The sequence below is a fragment of the Botryobacter ruber genome (assembly GCF_003347595.2).
In the GTDB taxonomy this organism is placed as follows: Bacteria; Bacteroidota; Bacteroidia; order Cytophagales; family Hymenobacteraceae; genus Pontibacter; species Pontibacter ruber_A.
The window spans coordinates 1-20,637 of the sequence record NZ_QCZK02000013.1; the positions used below are offsets into that span (position 1 = coordinate 1).

At 51.1% G+C, this 20,637-nt stretch carries 19 protein-coding genes; 12 read left to right on the forward strand and 7 right to left on the reverse strand.

From position 1 onward, the window contains the following. Nucleotides 1-826, forward strand: an 826-nt coding sequence (locus DCW36_RS22430) for a hypothetical protein (RefSeq protein WP_164891008.1), incomplete at its 5' end; no start/stop codon positions are given. 83 nt (nt 827-909) lie between these two features. Here DCW36_RS22430 and purU read toward each other — a convergent pair. The 5 genes from purU to tamL all read right to left on the reverse strand — a co-directional run bounded on the left by purU (nt 910) and on the right by tamL (nt 6,827). Beyond that, nucleotides 910-1,746 carry a formyltetrahydrofolate deformylase gene (purU, locus tag DCW36_RS02320; protein WP_114784443.1) on the reverse strand — a complete coding sequence of 279 codons (837 nt, stop codon included), beginning with the start codon at nt 1,744-1,746 and terminating at the stop codon, nt 910-912. 143 nt (nt 1,747-1,889) lie between these two features. After that, the gene (locus tag DCW36_RS02325) at nt 1,890-2,696 is read right to left on the reverse strand and encodes a YsnF/AvaK domain-containing protein (RefSeq protein ID WP_114784445.1); all 807 of its coding nucleotides are present in this window, start codon (nt 2,694-2,696) and stop codon (nt 1,890-1,892) included. A gap of 103 nt (nt 2,697-2,799) precedes the next feature. Further along, nucleotides 2,800-3,327: a YsnF/AvaK domain-containing protein gene (locus tag DCW36_RS02330; protein ID WP_114784486.1), complete on the reverse strand. Its 528-nt coding sequence runs from the start codon at nt 3,325-3,327 to the stop codon at nt 2,800-2,802. 180 nt (nt 3,328-3,507) lie between these two features. Beyond that, the gene (gene msrB / locus DCW36_RS02335; protein WP_114784447.1) at nt 3,508-4,056 is read right to left on the reverse strand and encodes a peptide-methionine (R)-S-oxide reductase MsrB; all 549 of its coding nucleotides are present in this window, start codon (nt 4,054-4,056) and stop codon (nt 3,508-3,510) included. 320 nt (nt 4,057-4,376) lie between these two features. Continuing rightward, nucleotides 4,377-6,827 carry a translocation and assembly module lipoprotein TamL gene (tamL, locus tag DCW36_RS02340; protein WP_114784448.1) on the reverse strand — a complete coding sequence of 817 codons (2,451 nt, stop codon included), beginning with the start codon at nt 6,825-6,827 and terminating at the stop codon, nt 4,377-4,379. Between the two features lie 13 nt (nt 6,828-6,840). On the opposite strand from tamL, the gene DCW36_RS02345 reads away from it, so the two are divergent. The 4 genes from DCW36_RS02345 (at nt 6,841) to DCW36_RS02360 (ending at nt 9,988) form a co-directional block, all read left to right on the forward strand. Next, entirely contained in the window at nt 6,841-7,599 is a 759-nt protein-coding gene (locus DCW36_RS02345; RefSeq protein ID WP_114784450.1) for a TrmH family RNA methyltransferase, read from the forward strand. A 320-nt stretch (nt 7,600-7,919) separates the two neighbouring features. Beyond that, the gene (locus tag DCW36_RS02350; protein ID WP_114784452.1) at nt 7,920-8,480 is read left to right on the forward strand and encodes a glycine zipper domain-containing protein; all 561 of its coding nucleotides are present in this window, start codon (nt 7,920-7,922) and stop codon (nt 8,478-8,480) included. A gap of 116 nt (nt 8,481-8,596) precedes the next feature. Further along, complete coding sequence (locus DCW36_RS02355; RefSeq protein WP_114784454.1) at nt 8,597-9,055, forward strand: YybH family protein; 459 nt, start codon at nt 8,597-8,599, stop codon at nt 9,053-9,055. A gap of 168 nt (nt 9,056-9,223) precedes the next feature. After that, entirely contained in the window at nt 9,224-9,988 is a 765-nt protein-coding gene (locus DCW36_RS02360; RefSeq protein WP_114784456.1) for a YdcF family protein, read from the forward strand. Between the two features lie 67 nt (nt 9,989-10,055). On the opposite strand, the gene DCW36_RS02365 is transcribed toward DCW36_RS02360, so the two are convergent. Further along, the gene (locus tag DCW36_RS02365; protein WP_114784458.1) at nt 10,056-11,420 is read right to left on the reverse strand and encodes an NAD-dependent succinate-semialdehyde dehydrogenase; all 1,365 of its coding nucleotides are present in this window, start codon (nt 11,418-11,420) and stop codon (nt 10,056-10,058) included. A 183-nt stretch (nt 11,421-11,603) separates the two neighbouring features. On the opposite strand from DCW36_RS02365, the gene DCW36_RS02370 reads away from it, so the two are divergent. The 5 genes from DCW36_RS02370 (at nt 11,604) to DCW36_RS02390 (ending at nt 17,350) form a co-directional block, all read left to right on the forward strand. Beyond that, a complete protein-coding gene (locus tag DCW36_RS02370) occupies nt 11,604-12,284 on the forward strand; it encodes a DUF2461 domain-containing protein (RefSeq protein WP_114784460.1) in 681 nt (226 codons plus the stop codon). Nucleotides 12,285-12,487: 203 nt separating this feature from the next. Then, on the forward strand, nt 12,488-12,973 hold the full coding sequence (locus tag DCW36_RS02375) for a peroxiredoxin (protein ID WP_114784488.1): 486 nt from the start codon (nt 12,488-12,490) through the stop codon (nt 12,971-12,973). Nucleotides 12,974-13,249: 276 nt separating this feature from the next. Further along, nucleotides 13,250-15,505, forward strand: coding sequence for a Tex family protein (locus DCW36_RS02380; RefSeq protein WP_114784462.1), 2,256 nt, complete (start codon nt 13,250-13,252; stop codon nt 15,503-15,505). A gap of 241 nt (nt 15,506-15,746) precedes the next feature. After that, entirely contained in the window at nt 15,747-16,496 is a 750-nt protein-coding gene (locus tag DCW36_RS02385) for an SRPBCC family protein (RefSeq protein WP_114784464.1), read from the forward strand. Nucleotides 16,497-16,732: 236 nt separating this feature from the next. Beyond that, on the forward strand, nt 16,733-17,350 hold the full coding sequence (locus DCW36_RS02390; RefSeq protein WP_114784466.1) for a hypothetical protein: 618 nt from the start codon (nt 16,733-16,735) through the stop codon (nt 17,348-17,350). Here the strand turns inward: DCW36_RS02390 and DCW36_RS02395 are convergent. Then, complete coding sequence (locus DCW36_RS02395) at nt 17,311-18,729, reverse strand: sodium:solute symporter family protein (RefSeq protein WP_114784468.1); 1,419 nt, start codon at nt 18,727-18,729, stop codon at nt 17,311-17,313. The two genes, DCW36_RS02390 and DCW36_RS02395, sit on opposite strands and share 40 nt — an antisense overlap. Before the next feature lie 132 nt (nt 18,730-18,861). On the opposite strand from DCW36_RS02395, the gene DCW36_RS02400 reads away from it, so the two are divergent. Both DCW36_RS02400 and DCW36_RS02405 read left to right on the forward strand, forming a co-directional pair. Beyond that, nucleotides 18,862-19,776: a M48 family metalloprotease gene (locus DCW36_RS02400; RefSeq protein WP_114784490.1), complete on the forward strand. Its 915-nt coding sequence runs from the start codon at nt 18,862-18,864 to the stop codon at nt 19,774-19,776. 118 nt (nt 19,777-19,894) lie between these two features. Beyond that, complete coding sequence (locus DCW36_RS02405; protein ID WP_114784492.1) at nt 19,895-20,617, forward strand: head GIN domain-containing protein; 723 nt, start codon at nt 19,895-19,897, stop codon at nt 20,615-20,617. Nucleotides 20,618-20,637 lie beyond the last annotated feature (20 nt).

Below are 20,637 nucleotides of genomic sequence, written 5' to 3' on the forward strand. Positions count from 1 at the left end.
ACCCATTTCAAATCGAAAAATCCAAAAACAAGGTATAACATCTTTAATTACAGTAGATTATATAGATATAAAAAAGCAACGTTTGGACACTAATGTTGTAGGATATAGAATGAAAATGAAAGAAACAATAATCATATTGGTTGCTTTTTTAGTCGCATTGGCAAGTTGTAAAGATTTATCAAAAGAAGAATACTATAGCTTTACAGAAACTCATCCTTCTTTCTTTGAATTAAGGCATGGCGACTGGACCAAGAGTAGCTGGATTCGAAAGCCTGCTAACCTATTAATGGTTCATGAAACATTTAAAAAAGTTGGGTACGCAAATATTATTACTCCATACCTCTCTGACAATCCACTTATTATTCAGGAGATATACATCAAGAAAAATCCCTATAACCTAATTGATAGTCTTTTGTTGACTTATAATAATGAACAAATTGATGATAAGTATTATCGTGAATTTTGGGCAAGGCGCAAAAAAGAAAACAATGATAGTATAGTCTTTCAGATAATCAAGGACATAAAATTTTCATATAAAACGAAATTTACTTCTTCTGTACTTCGAATGCAGGCAGATAGTGCATTGGTAAATGACACCTTATATCAATTAATAAACATAGAGTACAGGAACGATGACTTAACGTCACAACTTGCCTTACAAGATATTGAACTACTAAAAAAGCTTGGTTTTCACCAATCTGCATATAACCTACTATTTGAAAATTCAAGGTACAGCAATATTGATTGGGACAGGGAGAATCTGTCTAAAGATCTGAAAAAAGCAGATAATGGTTTATTGGCTTGGTTTGCAGATGACACAAAGTAGGAACATTAAAGCCCCAGCTGGCGCGGGCTTTATACGCTCTTTTTCTTTTCTGCACCTGCCACCACAGCCTCTGCAGCACCCGTCTATTCAAAAATAATCGTCTTGTTCCTGAACACGAACACCTGCTCATTGAGCACCAGCTTCAGCGATTTGGCAAGCACTATTTTCTCTACGTCGCGGCCGGCCTGGGCCATTTCGCGGGCGCTGTGGGTGTGGTCTACCGGGATGACGCTCTGGGCAATGATCGGACCTTGGTCCAACTGGTCGTTTACGAAGTGGGCGGTGGCGCCTATGATTTTTACACCGCGGGCGTACGCCTGGGCATACGGACTGGCTCCCACAAAAGCAGGTAAGAAGGAGTGGTGGATGTTGATGATCCGGTTGGAAAACTGGCTGACGAAAACAGGGGAGAGAATGCGCATGTACTTGGCCAGCACCACAAGGTCCGGGTTGTAGCGTTGTATGGCTGCTGCCACCGCTTCCTCGTGTGCTTCGCGGCTTTTGCCTTCGTGGCTGATGTGGTGGAAAGGAATGTTAAACTTCTGCGTAAGCTCCTCCAGCACATCATAGTTGCTGATTACGGCCAGGATGTTGGCATTCAGCTCGTTAAACTCGTGGCGGATGAGGAGGTCGCTGAGGCAGTGGTGCTCTTTGGTAGCCAGTAACACAATATCCTTCTTCTTCTGGTCAGTGAGCTTAATGTCCACGCCTGCGGGCAGGGCAGCATGCAGGTCGCTAAGGAGTTGCTCCCGGTCGAACTCACCTGAAAATGCGGTGCGCATAAAAAAGTAACTGAACTCCCGTTCCACAAACTCGCCGTTGCTGATAACATTCAGGTTGTAATTGTAGAGCACACTGGTAATTTTATAAACAAGCCCGGGCTGGTCGGGGCAGTTAATCAAAAGTACATGAGAAGCCATTCGGTAAACTGTTATTGCATGTTAGAGGCGCTAAAATTACTAATTGTTCGCAAATTCCGGGTTTTATTTTTAAGCAGAGTACAACAAGCAAAAGGGCAGCCGAATGTTCAGCTGCCCTTTTGCTTGTTTTCAAATTATTTTATTTAGATTCTGTCGTCTGTACGGTTGCGGTTCCTGTTCAGGTCCCGGTCTTTATCTGAGTCGAGGCGGTCTATGTCCACGTCCTGCTTGCGTACGGTACCGTGTATGGTTTCATCATGCTCGGTAACATCTTTGCTGAGCTTGATTTCTTCCACTACGCGAGCCTCTTTTTCTACTACAGGCACCTCGGCATGTTCCGTGATCTCGGTTTCTCCTTCCCGGAAATTACGCAGGTCCCGTTCGTTGGCCGGACGGTTTACGGCATTACGTTCAATGTGAACGTGCTCCTCGCGCAAGCGCATGGTTTCCTCTACCGGACGCTCGATAATGCGGCTTCGGATATGAGCACCACCGGTCTCCACTTCCCGTTTTCCCACATTCAGGTTCTCTTCTACCACCGGGATGGTTTTATTTGTCCAGCTACCTTTATTGCTGGAGCCCATACCGGTAGTGCCGGAAATGTTCTGCGCACGCTCGTTAACGTCTATAGCGCCACAGGTATCAAGCAGCCTGGCTGCACGCGTAGCCTCTTCAGCTGAGGTAGCATGCACGGTTACTACAGAGCCGCGTTGTGCCACGTTGGTGTAGCGGTCGGAGTCTTCGTTGCTGTCGAACAGGGAGTTAAAGAAGTTTCCTACTTTACTGGTAGTGCTTTCATGGCGATGTTCAAAAGTATCATTATGGTCTCTTGCGCCATTTACAGAGAGATCAATTTTATCGTTACTGAAGCCGTTGCTCCTGAGTTCCTGTACGGCTCGTTGTGCATCAACTCCATAATCAAATATTCCTATTACTGTTTGTCGATTCATAGCTTTGGTATTTATATTAAAAATAAGAAATTTAGTCAGGAGCCTGTGTTTTTATGCTGTTTGGTAATTTTGCGGCTCCAGCCTGAATCTTGTCAGGGTTCTATTATACCTGGTTCGGGGCGTCAGGGTTTTCCCTTTTTATATTTATCTCTTCTTTGCGGAGCCTGACCGGTTGCGATTCGTGGGTACGGGTCTGGCGTTTCCGGATGTGGATTTCCTCCACGAGCAGGATGCGTTTTTCAATGACCGGTACTTCTTTGAGAACGGGTATAATGGTGATATCGCCTTCGTAACGCACCGGAGGAGGCATATCCCGGACGTATTCGTTTATCGGTACACGCTCCACATCTACTTCCTCGTCAACCGAAGGAAGGTCAATGGTTACTTCTTCTTCCTGTACGGTTTTGGAGATGCGCACTTTTGCTTTCTCAATTACTTTCTTACCCACATGGGCATATTCCTCTATCACCGGAATCGTTTCGGATGTTTCTCTTCTGTAGTCAGCATCACCTCTATCCCTTTCAATATCAATTTCTCGGATCGGCTCTGAAGTGTTATGCGGTCTTGGTGTACGGTTTTGTTCTTCGAATTTTTCTTCAAATTCCTTTTTCAGCGATTTATCTTTTCCCATTTCCATTGTAGTGAATTAAACGATGTAGCAGCAGCCTCTGCAGGAGGAAAAACTTTTTCCCATTGATAGTACGGACACCGGTGCCAGATGTTATCGGGCAGAAGGGTAGCAGCACCGCCCCTAAAATGACAGGGGCCACAGGCTTTGGAAAGGAGATCGTGGCCTACGGTAGAAATAAGTTTAGCGTGGAAAATTGTTTTCCGGCTCGAAGTGCAGCACGAGTGAATTTATGCAGAAGCGTTTGCCGGTCGGCGGCGGACCATCGTCGAATACATGCCCCAGGTGGGCATCGCAGCGGCCGCACAGCACTTCAATCCTGTTCATGCCATAGGAGTAGTCGGGTTTGTAGACGACGCTGTTTTTCCGGAGCGGCTCAAAAAAGCTGGGCCAGCCGCAGTCGCTTTCAAACTTCAGGTCGGACCGGAACAGGGCGTTGCCGCAGGCAGCGCAGTAGTAGGTGCCGATGCCGGTGTGGTTCCAGAACTTGCCGCTGAAGGCGCGCTCGGTGCCTTTCTGGCGGGCGATCTGGTAAACCGCCTTCGGCAGCACCTGCTTCCAGACACTATCCGGCAGGGTTAGTTTGGTGGTGTCGGTGCGGGAGTAGTAGGGGTTAGCGGGTTGTTGCGCGGTGGTCACGGATTCCTGGCTGCCGGTTGCAGGCTCCGTTTTGCTGCGGCAGCTCAGCAGCAGGACTACGGCCAGGGCAATTAAAATGTGTAAATGTTGCATGTGTTTCCAGTTGGTGCTGTTAATACGTACGCACTGGCTGCTCCTGCGGACTTCCAGGCTTTTTTGTCTGAACCTTTGATTTACGGTGATTATTTTGATTTCTGTGATTATTTGTCTGAATCACGGATTAAATAGATTTAAGGATGGCACGGATTTTTTGTCTGAACACGATTAAGAAGATTACCAGATTAACAGGATGAGAGGCATTGGTGGCAGGAGCAAAAGATTTTCTCCGCTTCAGTAAAGGGTTGAAAATTAGACCTCTACAAATTTCTACCTTTCTACCTCCCAAACTCCTAAACTCCCAAACTCCCAAACTCCTAAAATGGATAACCAATGCCGATAGAGAGGTTGCTTTGGTTGTTGTTGGAGAACAGGTTGGAGAGGGAGAAATCGTGCAGCAGGAACTTGTTGCCCTCTACGCCTGCCGGATCGTAGACTTTGGTGGCAATATCGAAACGGAGAATCAGCACCGAGAGGTCGAAGCGGAAGCCGAAACCTGTGCCTACCCCCAGTTCTTTATAAAAGCGGTCGAAGGCGAAATTGGCGCCGGGCTTTGCCGGGTCCTTGCGCAGGTACCACACATTGCCTGCATCCATAAACACAGCCCCGTTCAGGAAACTGAAAATATTGAACCTGTACTCCACGCTGCCCTCCAGCATCACCTCGCCCGGTTGCTCCGGCCTGTAATCGCGGGTTATGACGGTATCGCCGTTGTCGAGCGTTTCGGTTCGGGTGGTGGCGTAGGAGCCGGGGCCCAGGCGGCGGGCCTGCCAGGCCCGTACGCTGGTACCGCCGCCAACAAAGAAGTACTTGTCGTAAGGCAGCAGTTGCGTGCCGAAAAGGGGTGTGCCCACGCCGGCATTTACCCGGTACACAAAATAGCGTTTGTTGCCAAGCGGAATGTAGCGCCTGTAGTCGGGGTTAATTTTGGCGTACTGGAAATTGGGCAACCCACCAACATCCGGCAAAAGCCCAAGTCGTTGCGTCAGGCCACCTACTTCAACCTGTGTCCGGAAAAAACGGGCGTTCCGGGTCTGGGTAAAGTCGTTGGTGTTGTAGGTGATGTTCATGGAAATGAACGAAATAAAAGCGCTCCTGAAACTTTGCAGGAAAGAGAAGGTGCCTGCCTGTTGGCTATCTCGTATCAGTTTTTGAAATTCGTCCGAATAGCTGCTGCTGTCTGCCTGTACTACCTGCAGGTTGACTGGGGACAATATGTATTGAATATAAGGAGGTTGTGAAGGAGTTCTATACTTTTGCCAAATATAGGAAAGGGCCATTTCAGTAGTTGAACGCTGGTACTCCTGGCGGTCTTCGCTGGTATAACCGGCATAAATACGGGTGCGCGGATTGTAGCTGCTCAGGAGATGTTTTCCGGCGAAAGGCAGCAGAAAAGTTGGTACCGATAAGCCCACATCGCCGCCCAACTCCCGGATCATAACCGTTTGCTTGTCATCCGCAATATTTACCTGCCCCTCTAAGCCACCCCGCAAGCCAAAGTCCAGGTTCTCGGCTCCGCCGAACACATTGCGCACGCGCAGCCTGATGCTCGAAAATGGGCCTGGCCGCCGCTCAGTAAAGTTCATGCCCAGTTCGGCTGTTTCCTGGAATTTTTTGGACGGAATCGCATTAATAAAAGCATTCAGTTCGTACTTGCCCGTATCTACCGGCGATACCACCTTGGTATAAGCCATGTTGTTGAACTGGAACACATCCAGCTCCGACAGGCGCCGCTGCGTGACCGTTGTCCGCACCTGGCTGTAGAGTTGCCCGGGGTACACATTTACTTTTTTGTCCAGCACCTTGGGCGAGTACTTCAGGTCGTAGGCCAGGAATTTGATGTTGTTGTATTCCAGCGTATCCCGTGGAATGCCAAAGCGGTCGTTGTCGGTCTTGAAGTACACATTCCGGATGGTGTACTGGCGGTGGCCGGGCTGGTTCTCCGGGTTTTGAATAACGGTGCGCAGCCTAACGGAATAATCGCCATAACTGGTGTCGGGCTCAAAAAAGATGTAGGCTTTTGCAAAATCGTAGAACCCGTTGTTGCGCAGGGTATTGTACAGCCTGTCCCGCTCGTCCGACAGTACCTGCTCATCGTAAATGTCGCCGACGTGCAGCAGCGACCGCGTGGAGGTAGCCTGCACAATGGCCAGCACCGTAGAGTCCGGAATGTTGTAGTCGAGCAGGGTGTAGCGGTAGGGCTTGTTTTCCTCTATCCGGATGGTAACATACACCTTTTTGCCGTCCACTTCCTTCTCATACCCCGATTTATGATCGAAATAGCCCCGGGAGTTCATAAAGATGTCAATCTGGTCGATGGTGGCTTCCATCAGGGTTGAATCGTAAATGGCAGGCGGCTCGCCGATGCGCATAAAAAAATTGCCTTCTTCTTTTCTTTTCTCCAGGCGGGCAATGCGGGCATCGTACTTGTTTTCGACCTTCCTGATCCGGACCGTATCGGCACCCGCTTTTTGCAGTTTCTCTTCCTGTTTCGCTTCCTGCTTGGCGATGCGTTTGTCCAGCCGTTCGGGGCTGTAGAACTTTTTGCCGAAGTAGTAAAGCGCTAAGTAAGGGGCTGTTCCGAAAATGGTGCGGTTAGGCTGTTGCTGGTAAAGGCTGGCAATAGCTGCCGGATCAACATCTTTGATGCCCTTGGTTTTGATGCCCAGCAGGAGCTGTTCATCTTCGGCCAGTTGTTTGGTAGGCACACAGCCGAAAAAACAAAAAATTGTTATTACCAGCGCGAATATGTAAAATCGTGATCTCAAAAGTCTATCAGCTATGATGTCGAAAGCAGTAGTAAAGTATATCAATTCCCTGCAAATAAAAAAATACCGCAACCAACATCAAACATTTGTGGTGGAAGGCGGCAAAAGTGTATCCGAACTGCTGCACTCCGACTTCGAACTGCAACACCTCTTTGTAACCGAAGAGTTTTACAAGGCGCATGCCCGTACCCTCGACAGCGGCTTCCGCTACGAGGTGGTGCCGGAGCAGGACCTGGTAAAAGCGGGCACCTATGCCTCGAACAACGCAGCGCTGGCGGTTGCCAGGATGCGACCCGAGGCGCCTCTGAAACTCGGTCCGACCGATTTTGTGATTGCTCTCGACGATGTACGCGATCCCGGCAATCTCGGAACCATTATACGGATAGCTGACTGGTACGGCATTAAAACGATTGTGTGCTCCGAAACGTGTGCCGATTTTTATAATCCGAAAGTGATTGCAGCCACCATGGGCTCCTTTACGCGCGTGCAGGCGCACTACCTGGACCTGGCGGCATGGCTCCGGGAGCAGTCGGTTACGCAGAAGGTATACGGCGCCTCGCTCGCCGGCGATAACCTGCACGCGCTCCAGCTGCAGCCGCAGGGCATCGTAGTGCTGGGCAACGAAGCCAACGGCATCCGGCCCGAAGTAGCAGCGCACATCAATACCCTTATCAAAATTCCAGCCTTTGGCAAAGCCGAATCGCTGAACGTAGCTACCGCCACCGCCATTATCATCGATAACTTCATGCGGAACAGCCAAGGCGCCTCCTGAAAAACGGGACAGGAGGAGAGGGTGTGGTGGCTGCTGCAGAAAAGTTTTCAGACCGGTTTTTCCTGCTTAGTTGTTTTCTCTAATTTTTTTCTGAGCCTCTTCAGTTGTAAATTTCAAAGGAACAAGCCGGTTGCTATTGGAACAGTTCAAAAGATTCTTTTTCCTGTTCAGGTATTGCCTGAAACAGGTGCGTAACACATCAAAATTTCTCAGTATCATATAATTACGGCTGCAGGCTTCCCGTTAAGGATGAAATGAAAACTGGCACACAAGTTGTAATTGCCACACCTGTAATGTTTTTTTAACTAAAAGATGTTGTTATGAAAAAGGGATTGAACAGTGTATTGAGCTTAATAGTAATATTGGCTGTTGCCTTTACAAGTGCGGTTCAGGCGCAGGATACGAAGCGCGGCGGCTGGAGTCCGCAGGCGAAAGGTGCCGTGATTGGTGCCGGTGCCGGTGCAGCGGCTGGCGCCATTATACATAAACGCAACCGTGTGGTTGGTGGTGTTGTAGGTGGTGTGGTTGGCGGTGGTGCCGGTTATGCCGTTGGTAAGGTAATCGACAACAAACAGAAAAAAGAAGCGGCTGAAGAGGCCAGAATAGCAGCAGCTAACAGGGCTGCAGCCGAACGCGAAGCTGCCTACAGAGCAGCCATCGCTAAAAAAGAATCGGCTCCTGCCAAAGAAGCTGCAACTACCCGAAAGGCCCCTGCCGCACCTGCCTATAACACACTGGCCGCATCGAATGGAAACGGGGTGTATGCTGCAAACGAAAACGCAGTGCCGTATGCCATCAACACGATGTACCTGCCAAACTATGATTACGGCGACCGTACCAAGCCTTATTCAACTTCTGAATACAGGAGAAAAAGCTGGTAATAAATCAGCAATATAAGTAGAAGCCCAGGCCCTGGTGCCTGGGTTTTTCATTTATCACCGCAGCCTTAATCTTTTTAGGAAGGCTGAATGGATTACTTAAACTAAAAAACAAGATTATGAGATCATTCCTTTTAAGTTTGATAATCGCGGTAACGCTCGCATCCTGTTCGGGCAACGAAGCGGCCGTAAATGTACAGGAACTCAATCAGCAATTTATCAGTGCCTGGAATAATAAAGACTCCGATAAGCTTATCTCGATGCTTGCAGACGATGTTCATTTTCTGCAGGGCGAGGTACACTACAACGGAAAAACGGAAGTATCGGACAAGTGGGTACGCGAAACAATTGGTACCATCACCGACTTAAAGACCAATACCGTGAGTTCGGGAACCGATAAAACGATTGCCTACGAAGCTGGTACTTTTTCGGTGGATGTGCTGCCGGCCGGACCTAACGAGCCACATGCCGTCGGCGAAGGAAACTTTATGCTGCTCTGGAAAAAAGGAGAGAACGGCGAGTGGAAACTGCACTACGCCCAGCTGGAGGACCTCCCGGTGATGGTTAAAAACCAGTAGTCCTTTACAAAACAGCAAAAGCCACTTTCCTGCACGGGGAAGTGGCTTTTTGCTTGTAAAGAATTTTCAGCTGGGCAGAAACGGGCAGGATTGCCGTCATAATTATTAATTTTGCTTTTTAAACTCACACCTAAAGCCCGTTGCATCGCCCACGTCACTTTTAGCTTCATGTTCTACGTACTGTCTAAACTGCTTCATTATTTCCTGATGCCCTTTCTGTGGATTCTGGCGCTGCTCTTGCTGGCGTTGTTTCTGAAGTCGCAGAAGTGGCGCAGATTAAGCCTGGTTACGGCTGTGGCCTTGTTGCTGCTCCTGTCTAACCCTTTCCTGGCAAACGAAGCCTGGCGTGCCTGGGAAGTGGATGCCGTTCCGCTGAAGGAGCTGGGGCAGTATGATGTAGCCGTAATCCTGGGGGGCGTAACCACTACCGGGAAAGACGGCACGGACAGGGTGCATACAAACAAAGGCGCTGACCGTTTCCTGCATCCGCTGCACTTGTACCGGCTGGGTAAGATAAAGAAGTTTATTCTTTCGGGCGGCCATGGCAATCTGTTAGGAGCAGGTATGCCGGAGGCGGAGCAGCTAAAAAAGGTCCTGGTGATGGCAGGTGTGCCCGCAGAAGATATTATCACAGAGTCGAACAGCCGCAATACAAGGCAGAATGCCGAAAACACCGCCGCTATATTACGAAACCACCCGGAGCTCCGGAAGGTGCTGCTCGTGACCTCTGCGTTTCACATGCGCCGTTCCGAAGCCTGTTTCAACAAAGTCGGTCTCCATCCGGATGTTTTCAGCACCGACTTTTATGCCACCAACAGGCAATTTACGCCCGATGAAACCATCGTTCCAAGTGCGGTAGTCTTTACGCACTGGCAACTGCTCCTGCACGAGATTGCCGGTTATATTGTGTATAAAATCGCCGGCTACAGCTGATCCGGCTCCGGACTTATCGTTATTTCAGGAGCAGCAGTGGCTGTGGTGGCTGGTGCAGCAAACATTTTTAATCGATCCAGATGCTTTTCTGGTTTACAAACTCCCTGATGCCGATGTAGGAGAGCTCACGCCCGTAACCGGATTTCTTAACGCCGCCAAACGGCACGGCAGGGTCGGAGTGCACGAGCGCATTTACGTACATGGCCCCAACCTCCACCTGGCGCGCCACGCGCAGTCCCCGTTCCTTATCTTTGGTCCAGACGGAGCCTCCCAGGCCGTAGCGGTGGTCATTGGCTACCCGGATGGCTTCTGCTTCGTCTTTTACCACCATTACACTCGCAACAGGACCAAACATTTCTTCTTCGTAAGCCGGCATGCCCGGCTGTACGTCTTTCAGAATCATGGGCTTAAAATAGGCACTTCCTTTCTCTGACAAACCTCCGTCCAGCACCACGGTAGCGCCTTTGGCAATAGAGTCCTGCACCTGCTTGTCCAGCTCTTCGGCCAGGTCGACCCGCGCCATGGGGCCATAGTCGCAGTCGTCGGTGAGGGGGTTGCCGCTGCGCAGGGCGGCCATTTTATTTTTGAAGGCTTCCAGGAAAGCCGGTGCAATACTTTCCACTACAATAAACCGCTTGGCGGCAATACAGCTTTGCCCGGTGTTGATCATGCGCGACTTCACGGCGATGGCGGCGGTATGCTCCAGGTCGGCGTCTTCGAGTACAATAAACGGATCGCTGCCGCCCAGTTCCAGCACCGTTTTCTTGATTTCGCGGCCGGCCTGTTCAGCCACCCTGGCGCCTGCTGCCTCACTCCCGGTAAGCGTAACAGCCTTTACCACATCACTGGCAATCACAGCACCCACCTCACCGGATTCGATCAGCAGCGCCTGGAACACATGCTCCGGGAAGCCTGCTTTCCGGATAATTTCCTCTATCGCCAGGGCACACTGCGGCACGTTGGAGGCATGTTTCAGCACCCCCACATTGCCTGCCATCAGGGCCGGGGCCAGGAAGCGGAAAACCTGCCAGAAGGGGAAGTTCCAGGGCATCACTGCCAGGACCACGCCCAGCGGTTCGTACGAGATCAGGGTGCGGGAGGCGGAGGTTTCCAGTTCCTCGTCCTGCAGGAAAGCAGCGGCATTGTCTGCGTAATAGGTGCAGCAGCCGGCGCATTTTTTTACTTCGGCTATGGCGTCTTTCAGGGGTTTGCCCATTTCAAGGGAAATGATCCGCCCGTATTTTTCGGCCTCCGCTTCCAGGATAGCAGCACAAGCCTGCATCAGTTGCTTTCGCTCCTCAAAACTGGTTGTGCGCCAGCTTCTGAACGCTTTGTCTGCCGCTTGTAGCTTTGCTTTTACTTCTTCAGCGCTGTGTGGGGCGAAGGTCTGAATAACTTTGTTCGTTGCCGGGTTCAGGGTTTGTATGGCCATCGTTTTATTTTGTGTTTTGTGGTTTGATTATACGGCGCTGCACTTAAAAAATGGCTGCTGTTTCTGCGCCAAATTTATTAACCTGCCGCCAAAATACCGTAGAAAGCAGAATTTACAGGCAATTTTACAAAGTACTGCCTTTCCATGGCTACCTTTATAGTTCGATTTATACGTTAATTTCTGATGGCTACAACGATAGATAAAAATACGCTAAATTTTCTGAAGGACCTGGCGGAAAATAATACCCGCGAGTGGTTTGCGCAGCACAAAAGCCGCTACGACGCTGCCCGGAAAAATTACATCGCCTTCCTGGAGGAGCTGCTCCAACAGATGCAGGCCTTTGAGCCGGTAGCCTACGGGCAACAGGGCAAAGACCTCGTGTTCCGGATTTACCGCGATGTGCGCTTCTCCAACGACAAAAGACCCTACAAAGACCATTTCGGCGCCTACATTGCCGAAGGCGGGCGCAAGTCCATTCTGCCCGGTTACTACCTGCACCTGGCCGGGAATAATAATTCGTTTGTAGCCGGCGGCTTGTGGATGCCTCCTGCAAACGAACTCAAGGGAGTGCGCCAGGAAATTGATTACAACCTCGACGAGTTTAAGGCCCTTGTGGAAGCGCCGGAATTTAAGAAGCACTTCAACCAGATCTCGGGCGAGCAGCTGAAAACCACGCCAAAAGGTTATGACAAAGACAACCCGGCCATTGAATACCTGCGCTTTAAAAGCTGGAACGCGGTGAAGCCCATTTCCGATGAAGTCGTGCTGCGCAAGGATTTTATGCAGGTAGTGCTGGATGCCTTCCGGGCCGTGAAGCCTTTCAACGATTTCCTGAAGCGGCCGCTGCAGGATGTAGGGGAGTAGTTTGTGCCGTAAATTCCTGGTCGTACAGCTGCATGTCAGCAGCAGCGGGAGTGGTGGCAGCAGGAGAGAAGTTTTTCAGGACGTTCTGCGGGATTTTTCCTGGCCTGTCCGGCACTTGTTTAATTTATAAATTGTTAGGAATAGTGCCGGAGAAAAAACCTTTCGGCCCGGTATCGGTTATTCTATATAAAATTATAACGAAAATGAGCAGAGAAGCTGTGAAAGTTGGTGATAAAGCTCCTGATTTTGAATTATATAAGCCTGATGGCAGTATTTTCCGTTTGTATGATGCGCTGAAGGAAAATAATGTCGTTTTATACTTTTACCCGAAAGACAATACCCGCGGATGTACCAAACAGGCGTGCGAGTTCCGCGACCAGTATGAAGTTTTCCGGGAACATGGCGCTGAGGTAGTGGGTATCAGTGGCGACAGTACGGATTCGCACCAGCGTTTTGGGGACTCGCATCACCTGCCCTTCGTGCTGTTAAGCGATAAAGGCGGCACGGTCAGGAGTTTGTTTAAAGTCCCCCGCACCCTGGGGCTTATTCCGGGGCGTGTTACCTATATTATTGATAAAAAGGGGATTGTGCAGTATATCTTCAATTCCCTGACCAAACCGCTGGAGCATGTCAACAAGGCGCTGGAGGTCCTGAAGTCGCTGCAGGAGAAACAAAAAGTAGAAGCATAAACCATCGCAAAAGATGTATTTAGAGAAGCCCTTGCCTGAGCCACAGGCAAGGGCTTTTATTTTTTTCAGGCAAGTCCTGTTGGGATACCAAATGCCTGATTTACAAAGCTTCAGGTAGATCTTCCTACTAATTCCGCTTCAATACTTCCGGGTTCTGGAGATAAATCTTAAATTTGACGTTCAAACCTGGCAGAAGATTTAGAAAAGAGCGGCAGGAACAGAAGCGTATAGTCAGCGTTGCCTGCCATTCACTTATAATATTCATCAATCATTTATATGGAACCAAATATTGACCATTTATTAAAAGTGGCCAAAGAGCTGGGCCTGACCATTAAACAGGTACAGGCTACAACAGAATTACTGGACGAAGGAGCAACTGTCCCTTTCATTTCCCGCTACCGTAAAGAAGCAACTGGCTCCCTCGACGAAGTAGCCGTAGCTGCCATCCGCGACCGCATCGAACAACTCCGCGAACTGGACAAGCGCCGCGAAAGCATCCTGAAGTCCATCCGTGACCAGGAAAAGCTGACGCCGGAACTGGAAGCCCAATTGCTGGCTGCCGAAACCATGGCTGCCCTCGAAGATATTTACCTGCCCTACAAGCCCAAGCGCCGCACCCGCGCCACCATCGCCCGCGAAAAAGGCCTGGAGCCGCTGGCCCAGCGCCTGTTTGAGCAGGAGAATTTTGATGTTGCGGCAGAAGCTGCCCAGTTTATCTCCGAAGAAAAAGAGGTGAAAGATGTCGAAGAAGCCTTGGCCGGCGCCCGCGACATCATGGCCGAGTGGATGAACGAGAATGCAGATGCCCGTGCCACCATGCGCCAGCTTTTCGAGAAGAAAGGCGTGTTCAAGAGCCGTGTAATTTCCGGAAAAGAGGATGAAGGCCAGAAGTATAAAGATTACTTTGAGTGGGAAGAGCCGATTGAAAAAGCGCCTTCGCACCGCATCCTGGCGATGCGCCGCGGCGAATCGGAAATGGTGCTGATGCTGAATGCGCAACCGGAAGAGGAAGAGGCGCTGGATAAACTGGAGCGTATGTTTGTGAAGGGCCACAATGCAGCAGCCGAACAGGTGCGCCTGGCGGTAAAAGACTGTTACAAGCGCCTGCTCAAGCTGAGCATGGAAACCGAAGTGCGCCTCAGTTCCAAGAAACGTGCCGACGAAGAAGCCATCCGTGTGTTTGCCGATAACCTGCGCCAGTTGCTGCTTTCTTCGCCACTGGGCCAGAAAACAGTGCTCGCCCTCGACCCTGGCTTCCGGACAGGTGTGAAGTCGGTGGTGCTGGACAAGCAGGGCAAGCTGCTGCACAACGAAACCATTTACCCGCATACCGGTCAGCACAAGGAGCAGGAGGCGGCACAGGCGGTGCGCTATATGGTTACCCGTTTCGAGGTAGAGGCCATTGCCATCGGAAACGGAACAGCAAGTCGTGAAACCGAAGCCTTTATTAATAGCCTGAAGCTGCCGGCATCGGTGCTGGTGGTGATGGTGAACGAAAGCGGAGCTTCGATTTACTCTGCCTCCGATGTTGCCCGCGAAGAGTTTCCCGACCAGGATGTTACGGTGCGTGGTGCCGTTTCGATTGGTCGCCGGTTGATGGACCCGCTGGCGGAGCTGGTAAAAATTGACCCGAAATCCATTGGCGTTGGCCAGTACCAGCACGACGTGGACCAGTCGGCTTTGAAGCACTCGCTGGATGATGTGGTGATGAGCTGCGTGAACGCCGTAGGTGTGGAAGTAAACACCGCCAGCAAGCAACTGCTTACCTATGTATCGGGACTGGGGCCGTCGCTGGCGCAGAACATCGTGGAATTCCGGAACCAGAACGGACCTTTCCGCACCCGCACCGAGCTGAAAAAAGTAGCGCGCCTGGGTGATAAAGCTTTTGAACAGGCCGCCGGCTTCCTGCGCATCCGCGATGCCGCCAACCCGCTCGATGCTTCGGCTGTACACCCGGAAAGCTACCCGATAGTAGAGCAGATGGCCAAAGACCTGGGCGTGACGGTAAAAGACCTGATGGAGCGCGAAGAGCTGCGCAAGCAGATAGACCTGAAAAAGTATGTAACCGACACCGTTGGTCTGCCTACACTGCAGGACATCCTGAGCGAACTCTCCAAGCCCGGCCGCGACCCGCGCCAAACCTTCGAAGCGTTCAGCTTTACCGAGGGCGTAAACGAGATCAAGGACCTGCGCGAAGGCATGAAGCTACCGGGCATCGTCACCAACATCACGGCCTTTGGCGCTTTTGTGGATGTGGGTGTGCACCAGGACGGCCTCGTTCACGTCAGCCATTTGTCAGATCGTTTCATCTCTAACCCGCACGATGCCGTGAAAGTAGGGCAGAAGGTAGAGGTAACGGTGCTGGAAGTGGATGTACCCCGCAAACGCATCTCCCTTTCTATGAAGAGCGACCCGAATGCGGCAAAACCAGCAGGTGGCGGCAAAAAAGCAGGCGGCGCTAAAAAAGAAAAAGTTGAAGAACTTAATGACTTCCAGGCAAAACTGGCCATGCTGAAAGGCAAGTTTAAGTAATCGCAAAATTTTAGCTGAAAAAGCAGCAGCCCCCGGTTATCGTATAGCCAGGGGCTTTTTTATGACGGTAATGCTGGCCTGTATTACTTTGCTGCACCTGCCTCCATTCCCGCTGCACCTGCCGGAAAGGCTGAAGCCATCCCTTTGCAAGATGTTTCCTTTCCATTTTATCCGCCAGAAAATTTAAACAGAAGAAACACAATAACTGTCTCTGCACGTATCCATTAAGAAAAATAAATCTATGGATACATCAAATTCATACCTGTCAGAGTTAATGCACACCATGCATATAACGCCGCCAATCAACGGGTCGAGCCAGATAAATGTCGGAAATACAGAGCGGATCGCCTCGGTGTTAGGAGGCGCCTTGTTAGCCTATTACGGGCTCCGGAAGCCAAATATTGCCGGACTGACCATGGCTGCTGTTGGAGGCATTATGTTATTCAGAGGTACTACGGGTTATTGTCCTGTAAACGAAGCCATTGGCCGCGATACGGCCCATTCCAAAGGCCTTTCCTTCGAAATTACCCGGAGTGTAACCATCAACAGGCCCCGTGCCGAAGTATACAAGTTCTGGCGGCAACTGGAGAACCTGCCACAGTTTATGAAGCACCTGGAAACGGTGAAGCAACTGGGACCCAAGCGGTCGCACTGGACGGCGCGCATACCGGGCGGCGTGGGTACGATAGAATGGGATGCCGATATCGAAAAAGAAGTGGAAAATGAACTGATTGCCTGGCGCTCGTTACCTGCTGCCGATATAAACAATGCCGGCGAGGTACGTTTCTCAGATTCGCCCGATGAAAAGGAAACGGTGGTACAGGCAACGATTTCGTACAGCCCGCCTGCCGGTTCGGTCGGAGGACTGGCAGCAAAACTCCTGAACCCGATGTTCAAGAACATCGTGGTGGAAGACATGCGACGCCTGAAAAGATTGCTGGAAACCAGCCAGCCGCCTGCCAGGCCGGAACAGGAAAAAGTGAGTGTTTAACAGAGAGCAACTAATTGCAGTGAATAAACGGCTCCTGTCAGCTGCAACGCATGAAAAGCCAGCTACAACCCCTTTGTAACTGGCTTTTGTTTTGCAGGCGGGCGCAGCTTTTTACAGCAGCAGAGGCAGTGGTGGCAGCTGCAGCAGACTTTCTGACCTGTAATTCTGCTGATTTTAAGGAATGGTATTAAAATGACTACTGCCGCTAATGATTTGGCTCATCAAAATTTTTAAGGATGAAGAACAGGAAAAGAATCCCTTTCCTGCTGGGATTGGTGGTGGTCCTGCTGTTGCTGTCCTGCAAGCGGGTGAGTGATCTGAAAGCATTTTCAGAAGCAAGTTACGCCTTGCAGGGAGTAAGCAATGCCACCGTAAACGGCATTGACCTGATGGACAAATATGGTCCCGACGACTTTACCCCAGGCCAGGGCGACAGCCTGCTGGCAGCCATTTACACAAACAAGCTGTGTTTTTCTGCCACGCTTTACCTGGATGTGCAAATGCAGGAGCCGGGAGTAGCGCGGGAAATGACGATGACCAGCCTGAAATGGAAATTGTGGGTGGATGGCAGCGAAGCGCTTTTAGGTGAAGTAAAGGAGCCAATGAAGTTAACCGACGGTGCAAATGAGTTGCCGGTCAGCACCACCATCCTTATGGCCGAAAAGGACGGTTTGCCGAATTATGAAGGGCTCTCGAAGCTCGTAACCCTGCTGGGAAAGCGCCAGGACATGCGGCGGCACCTGACCTTCCTGATCAAGCCAACTATCCGGACGCCACTGGGCAATGTGGAACTGCCTGAATACATAAAAGTAGCTCAGCCTGCCGCGCCTGTAGCCGCTTCGTCGTTTAACTGAATAGCAGTACCTGTCTTTTTTACAAAGAAATTCCCTGCCACTAAACCTGCAAAACTGGCTGCCAGTCCGTACAGCAGCGGGTTAAGGGCAGTGTCCAGGACGATGCAGCAAAGCCAGACGGCCATGCCTGCCAGCATCGAGCCGATGGCGCCGCCCGTGTTTGCTTTTTTCCAGTACATCCCCGCCACCAGCGGCACAAACAGCGACACCAGGCTCAGCGCCGACGATTCACTAACAAGCTCATAGATGTTGCTGCGTAGCAGGGCCATTCCCAGCGAAACGGCAGCTACCGCCAGCACGCTCATCCTGGACAAAGCCAGCAGCTGCCTGTCGTTTAGTTCGCCCAGCAGGGGGCGCAGCATGTTTTCGCTCAGGACAGAGGCGGGCGCCAGGATAGCACCGCTGGCCGTGGAGATAATGGCAGAAAGCAGCGCCCCGAAAAACAGCACCTTCACCCACAGAGAAGCCGACCGCAGCACCAGTCCCGGTACCAGCAGCTGTGCGTCCTGCTGCAGCAGGTCGGGGTGCAGCACCCTGGCATAGAGGGCGAGCAGCAAGGGCATGAAGGCAACCGTCAGGTACAAAAAACCTGCAAAGATAGAGGAGAACACCGCCACCCGCTCCGTCCGTGCCGACATCACCCGCTGGAAAACATCCTGCTGCGGAATGGAACCCAGCCCGATCGTCATCCACAGGGCCAGGTAGTTGAGCCAGGAGCCAAGGTCCCGCTCCTGCGGCACCATCCGGAAAAAGTTGGGAGGCAGCTGACTGGTGACGGCGCTCAGGTCGGCTTCGCGGGTGAGGGTGAAGGTGATGAAAATCAAACCAGCGATGATCATGACCGTCTGGATGAAATCGGTAATCGACACCGACCACATCCCGCCCAAAAACGTGTAGGCGACCACAACCAGGCTTCCGCAGACAATGCCGGCGGGGGTGGAGATACCAAACACCTGGTTCATGACAATGCCCAGTGCCACCATTTGTGCCGCTATCCAGCCAAAGTAGGAGATTACCATAAAGAAAGCAGCGATCAGTTCGGTAGTGCGGTTGTACCGGACACGGTAGTAGTCGCCGATGGTGAGCAGGTGGAGGCGGTAGAGTTTGCGGGCAAAGAACAGCCCGACCAGCACCAGGCACAGGGCCGCTCCAAACGGGTCTTCAATAACGCCAAGCAGGCCATGCGAGGCAAACTCCGACGAGGCTCCCAGCAACGTTTCGGAGCCGAACCAGGTGGCAAAAACCACCGCCGTGGAAATGTAAAAGGGGAGCTGCCTGCCCGCCAGTAAAAAGTCTGTCGTATTTTTTACACGTCTGGAAGCCCAGAACCCAATGCCAATGTTCAGGAGCAGGTAGAGCAGTACAAATGATATCAGCATTCCCGGTAATATTTGCCGCGAAAATAAGCATAAATAAACAGACAAATCTGGCAAAATAGTTGCTACACCTTATATACAACCTGTTGCTGATCATGCGTTGATATGCTAAGTGTGGTCTCAAAATATACAAACATGAAGAAACTGAAAATAGCTACCCTGCTGCTGGGCCTGGTATTCGCTCCTTTTGTAAACGGCAGCGCAGCTACTGCAGAAACAATGGAAACAGCCGCTGCAGCCAGCGTTGTTGGAGCCCGCGACATTGTTACCGAAATTATCGATGTGGTGGGCCTGAAGCCCCGTTTCGAGTTAAGAGCAGCAAATATCGAAAATGCTGCTGCCGTCATCTACAATGGCAAGCGGTATATTTTGTATAATGAGCGTTTCCTGGCGGCTGTCAACAATGCCGTTCGCACCGACTGGGCGGGGGTAAGTATCCTGGCGCATGAAATCGGCCATCACCTGAACGGCCACACCTTGTCGCGTGCCGGCAGTAATCCTGGCGACGAACTGGAGGCGGATGAGTTCTCGGGGTTTGTGCTCCGTAAAATGGGGGCCAGTCTCGACGAGGCGCAGGCAGCGATGCGTGTGCTTTCCGAGGAAAGAACCTCCGCCACGCACCCGGGGCGCAGCTACCGGTTGGCGGCCATCAGCAGAGGGTGGCGCAATGCCGAGGAGCAGATACTGGCCAGCAACAACGTGCAGCCGCACGAACAGCCGAGAACGCCTACACCACGACCGGACCGTGCTGCCATAGCACAGGCAGCTGAGGAACCATCCGGTTCTTCGCTGGATAAGCAGTATGTGTTCCGGAAAGTAAATTTTGCACAGGCACCCCAGGAGCAGTTTTACCTGACCAACCGCTTAAACCTGGTGCACGTTACCGACGATGGCATAAAAGTTATCGGCAAACTTACCCGCACCACCAACAGGAGCTTCCCTTATTTAGTCGAGAGCGATTACCTGAAAACCATCTTCCTGACGGTGAATGGTACCCTGGTAAATCAGAAAGGGCAAAAAGTAGGTTACCTGAGCCAGATAAGCACTTAATTTCCTAATTTGCGGCGGCTATGCGGGCAGCTGACCGGGAGGAGGCTGTGCAGAAGCAGCAGTTTTGTTGCTCCTAGTACCGGTTACCATGCAACTCAACCTAAACCAATATAAAGCTATGATGATTAATCGCCTGCTTTCCACTTTTATGCTGCCCCTGCTGGCAGTTATTTTATTATCTTCCTGCGACAAAGATGGCTTTTGCCTGAAAGGCGAAGGAAATACCGAAACCCGGGTTTTGCAGTTAAGCCCGATCAATGGTGTTAAGGTTAACGGTAGCACCAAAGTGTACATTAATTACGGGGCGCAGCAGCACGTAGAAGTGAAAGGGCAGCCAAACGTGCTCGATGTGATGAGCACCAGCGTGGACAATGGCACCTGGACGGTAGAATTCGACCGTTGCCTGCGGCGGCACAAGACCGTGGAAGTATTTATTACACTCCCCTCGGTGAATTATGTAGCGTTGAACGGATCGGGGCGTATCGAGATGCGGGATTCGTTTGAGGAGCCCGAGATTCAATGTGTCCTGGATGGTTCCGGAAAAATAAGTGCTGCTTTTGAAACAGAGCGGGCCATCACGCGCCTGACCGGCTCCGGGGAAATTTACCTGAACGGCCTTTCGCGAACGCAGAATGTCTCGCTTTCTGGATCAGGAAAGGTGAAAGCCTTTGATTTTCCGGCCGAAAACACTACGGTGAACATTTCGGGCTCGGGCGATGTTGAGGTAAGAACCAGCCAGACACTGGATGCAAGTATCAGCGGCAGCGGGAAAGTGTCTTACAAAGGCAGCCCCACCGTAAACTCCAATATTTCCGGGTCTGGCAAAGTGGTGAAAAGCTAAGCATGAACATGAAAAATAAC

What these genes read in the sequence shown, in the direction of transcription:
- purU (WP_114784443.1), bottom strand. Translation starts at nt 1,746, where the DNA reads ATGGCTTCTCATGTACTTTTGATTAACTGCCCCGACCAGCCCGGGCTT.
- DCW36_RS02325 (WP_114784445.1), bottom strand. Translation starts at nt 2,696, where the DNA reads ATGAATCGACAAACAGTAATAGGAATATTTGATTATGGAGTTGATGCA.
- DCW36_RS02330 (WP_114784486.1), bottom strand. Translation starts at nt 3,327, where the DNA reads ATGGGAAAAGATAAATCGCTGAAAAAGGAATTTGAAGAAAAATTCGAA.
- msrB (WP_114784447.1), bottom strand. Translation starts at nt 4,056, where the DNA reads ATGCAACATTTACACATTTTAATTGCCCTGGCCGTAGTCCTGCTGCTG.
- DCW36_RS02345 (WP_114784450.1), top strand. Translation starts at nt 6,841, where the DNA reads ATGATGTCGAAAGCAGTAGTAAAGTATATCAATTCCCTGCAAATAAAA.
- DCW36_RS02350 (WP_114784452.1), top strand. Translation starts at nt 7,920, where the DNA reads ATGAAAAAGGGATTGAACAGTGTATTGAGCTTAATAGTAATATTGGCT.
- DCW36_RS02355 (WP_114784454.1), top strand. Translation starts at nt 8,597, where the DNA reads ATGAGATCATTCCTTTTAAGTTTGATAATCGCGGTAACGCTCGCATCC.
- DCW36_RS02360 (WP_114784456.1), top strand. Translation starts at nt 9,224, where the DNA reads ATGTTCTACGTACTGTCTAAACTGCTTCATTATTTCCTGATGCCCTTT.
- DCW36_RS02365 (WP_114784458.1), bottom strand. Translation starts at nt 11,420, where the DNA reads ATGGCCATACAAACCCTGAACCCGGCAACGAACAAAGTTATTCAGACC.
- DCW36_RS02370 (WP_114784460.1), top strand. Translation starts at nt 11,604, where the DNA reads ATGGCTACAACGATAGATAAAAATACGCTAAATTTTCTGAAGGACCTG.
- DCW36_RS02375 (WP_114784488.1), top strand. Translation starts at nt 12,488, where the DNA reads ATGAGCAGAGAAGCTGTGAAAGTTGGTGATAAAGCTCCTGATTTTGAA.
- DCW36_RS02380 (WP_114784462.1), top strand. Translation starts at nt 13,250, where the DNA reads ATGGAACCAAATATTGACCATTTATTAAAAGTGGCCAAAGAGCTGGGC.
- DCW36_RS02385 (WP_114784464.1), top strand. Translation starts at nt 15,747, where the DNA reads ATGGATACATCAAATTCATACCTGTCAGAGTTAATGCACACCATGCAT.
- DCW36_RS02390 (WP_114784466.1), top strand. Translation starts at nt 16,733, where the DNA reads ATGAAGAACAGGAAAAGAATCCCTTTCCTGCTGGGATTGGTGGTGGTC.
- DCW36_RS02395 (WP_114784468.1), bottom strand. Translation starts at nt 18,729, where the DNA reads ATGCTGATATCATTTGTACTGCTCTACCTGCTCCTGAACATTGGCATT.
- DCW36_RS02400 (WP_114784490.1), top strand. Translation starts at nt 18,862, where the DNA reads ATGAAGAAACTGAAAATAGCTACCCTGCTGCTGGGCCTGGTATTCGCT.
- DCW36_RS02405 (WP_114784492.1), top strand. Translation starts at nt 19,895, where the DNA reads ATGATGATTAATCGCCTGCTTTCCACTTTTATGCTGCCCCTGCTGGCA.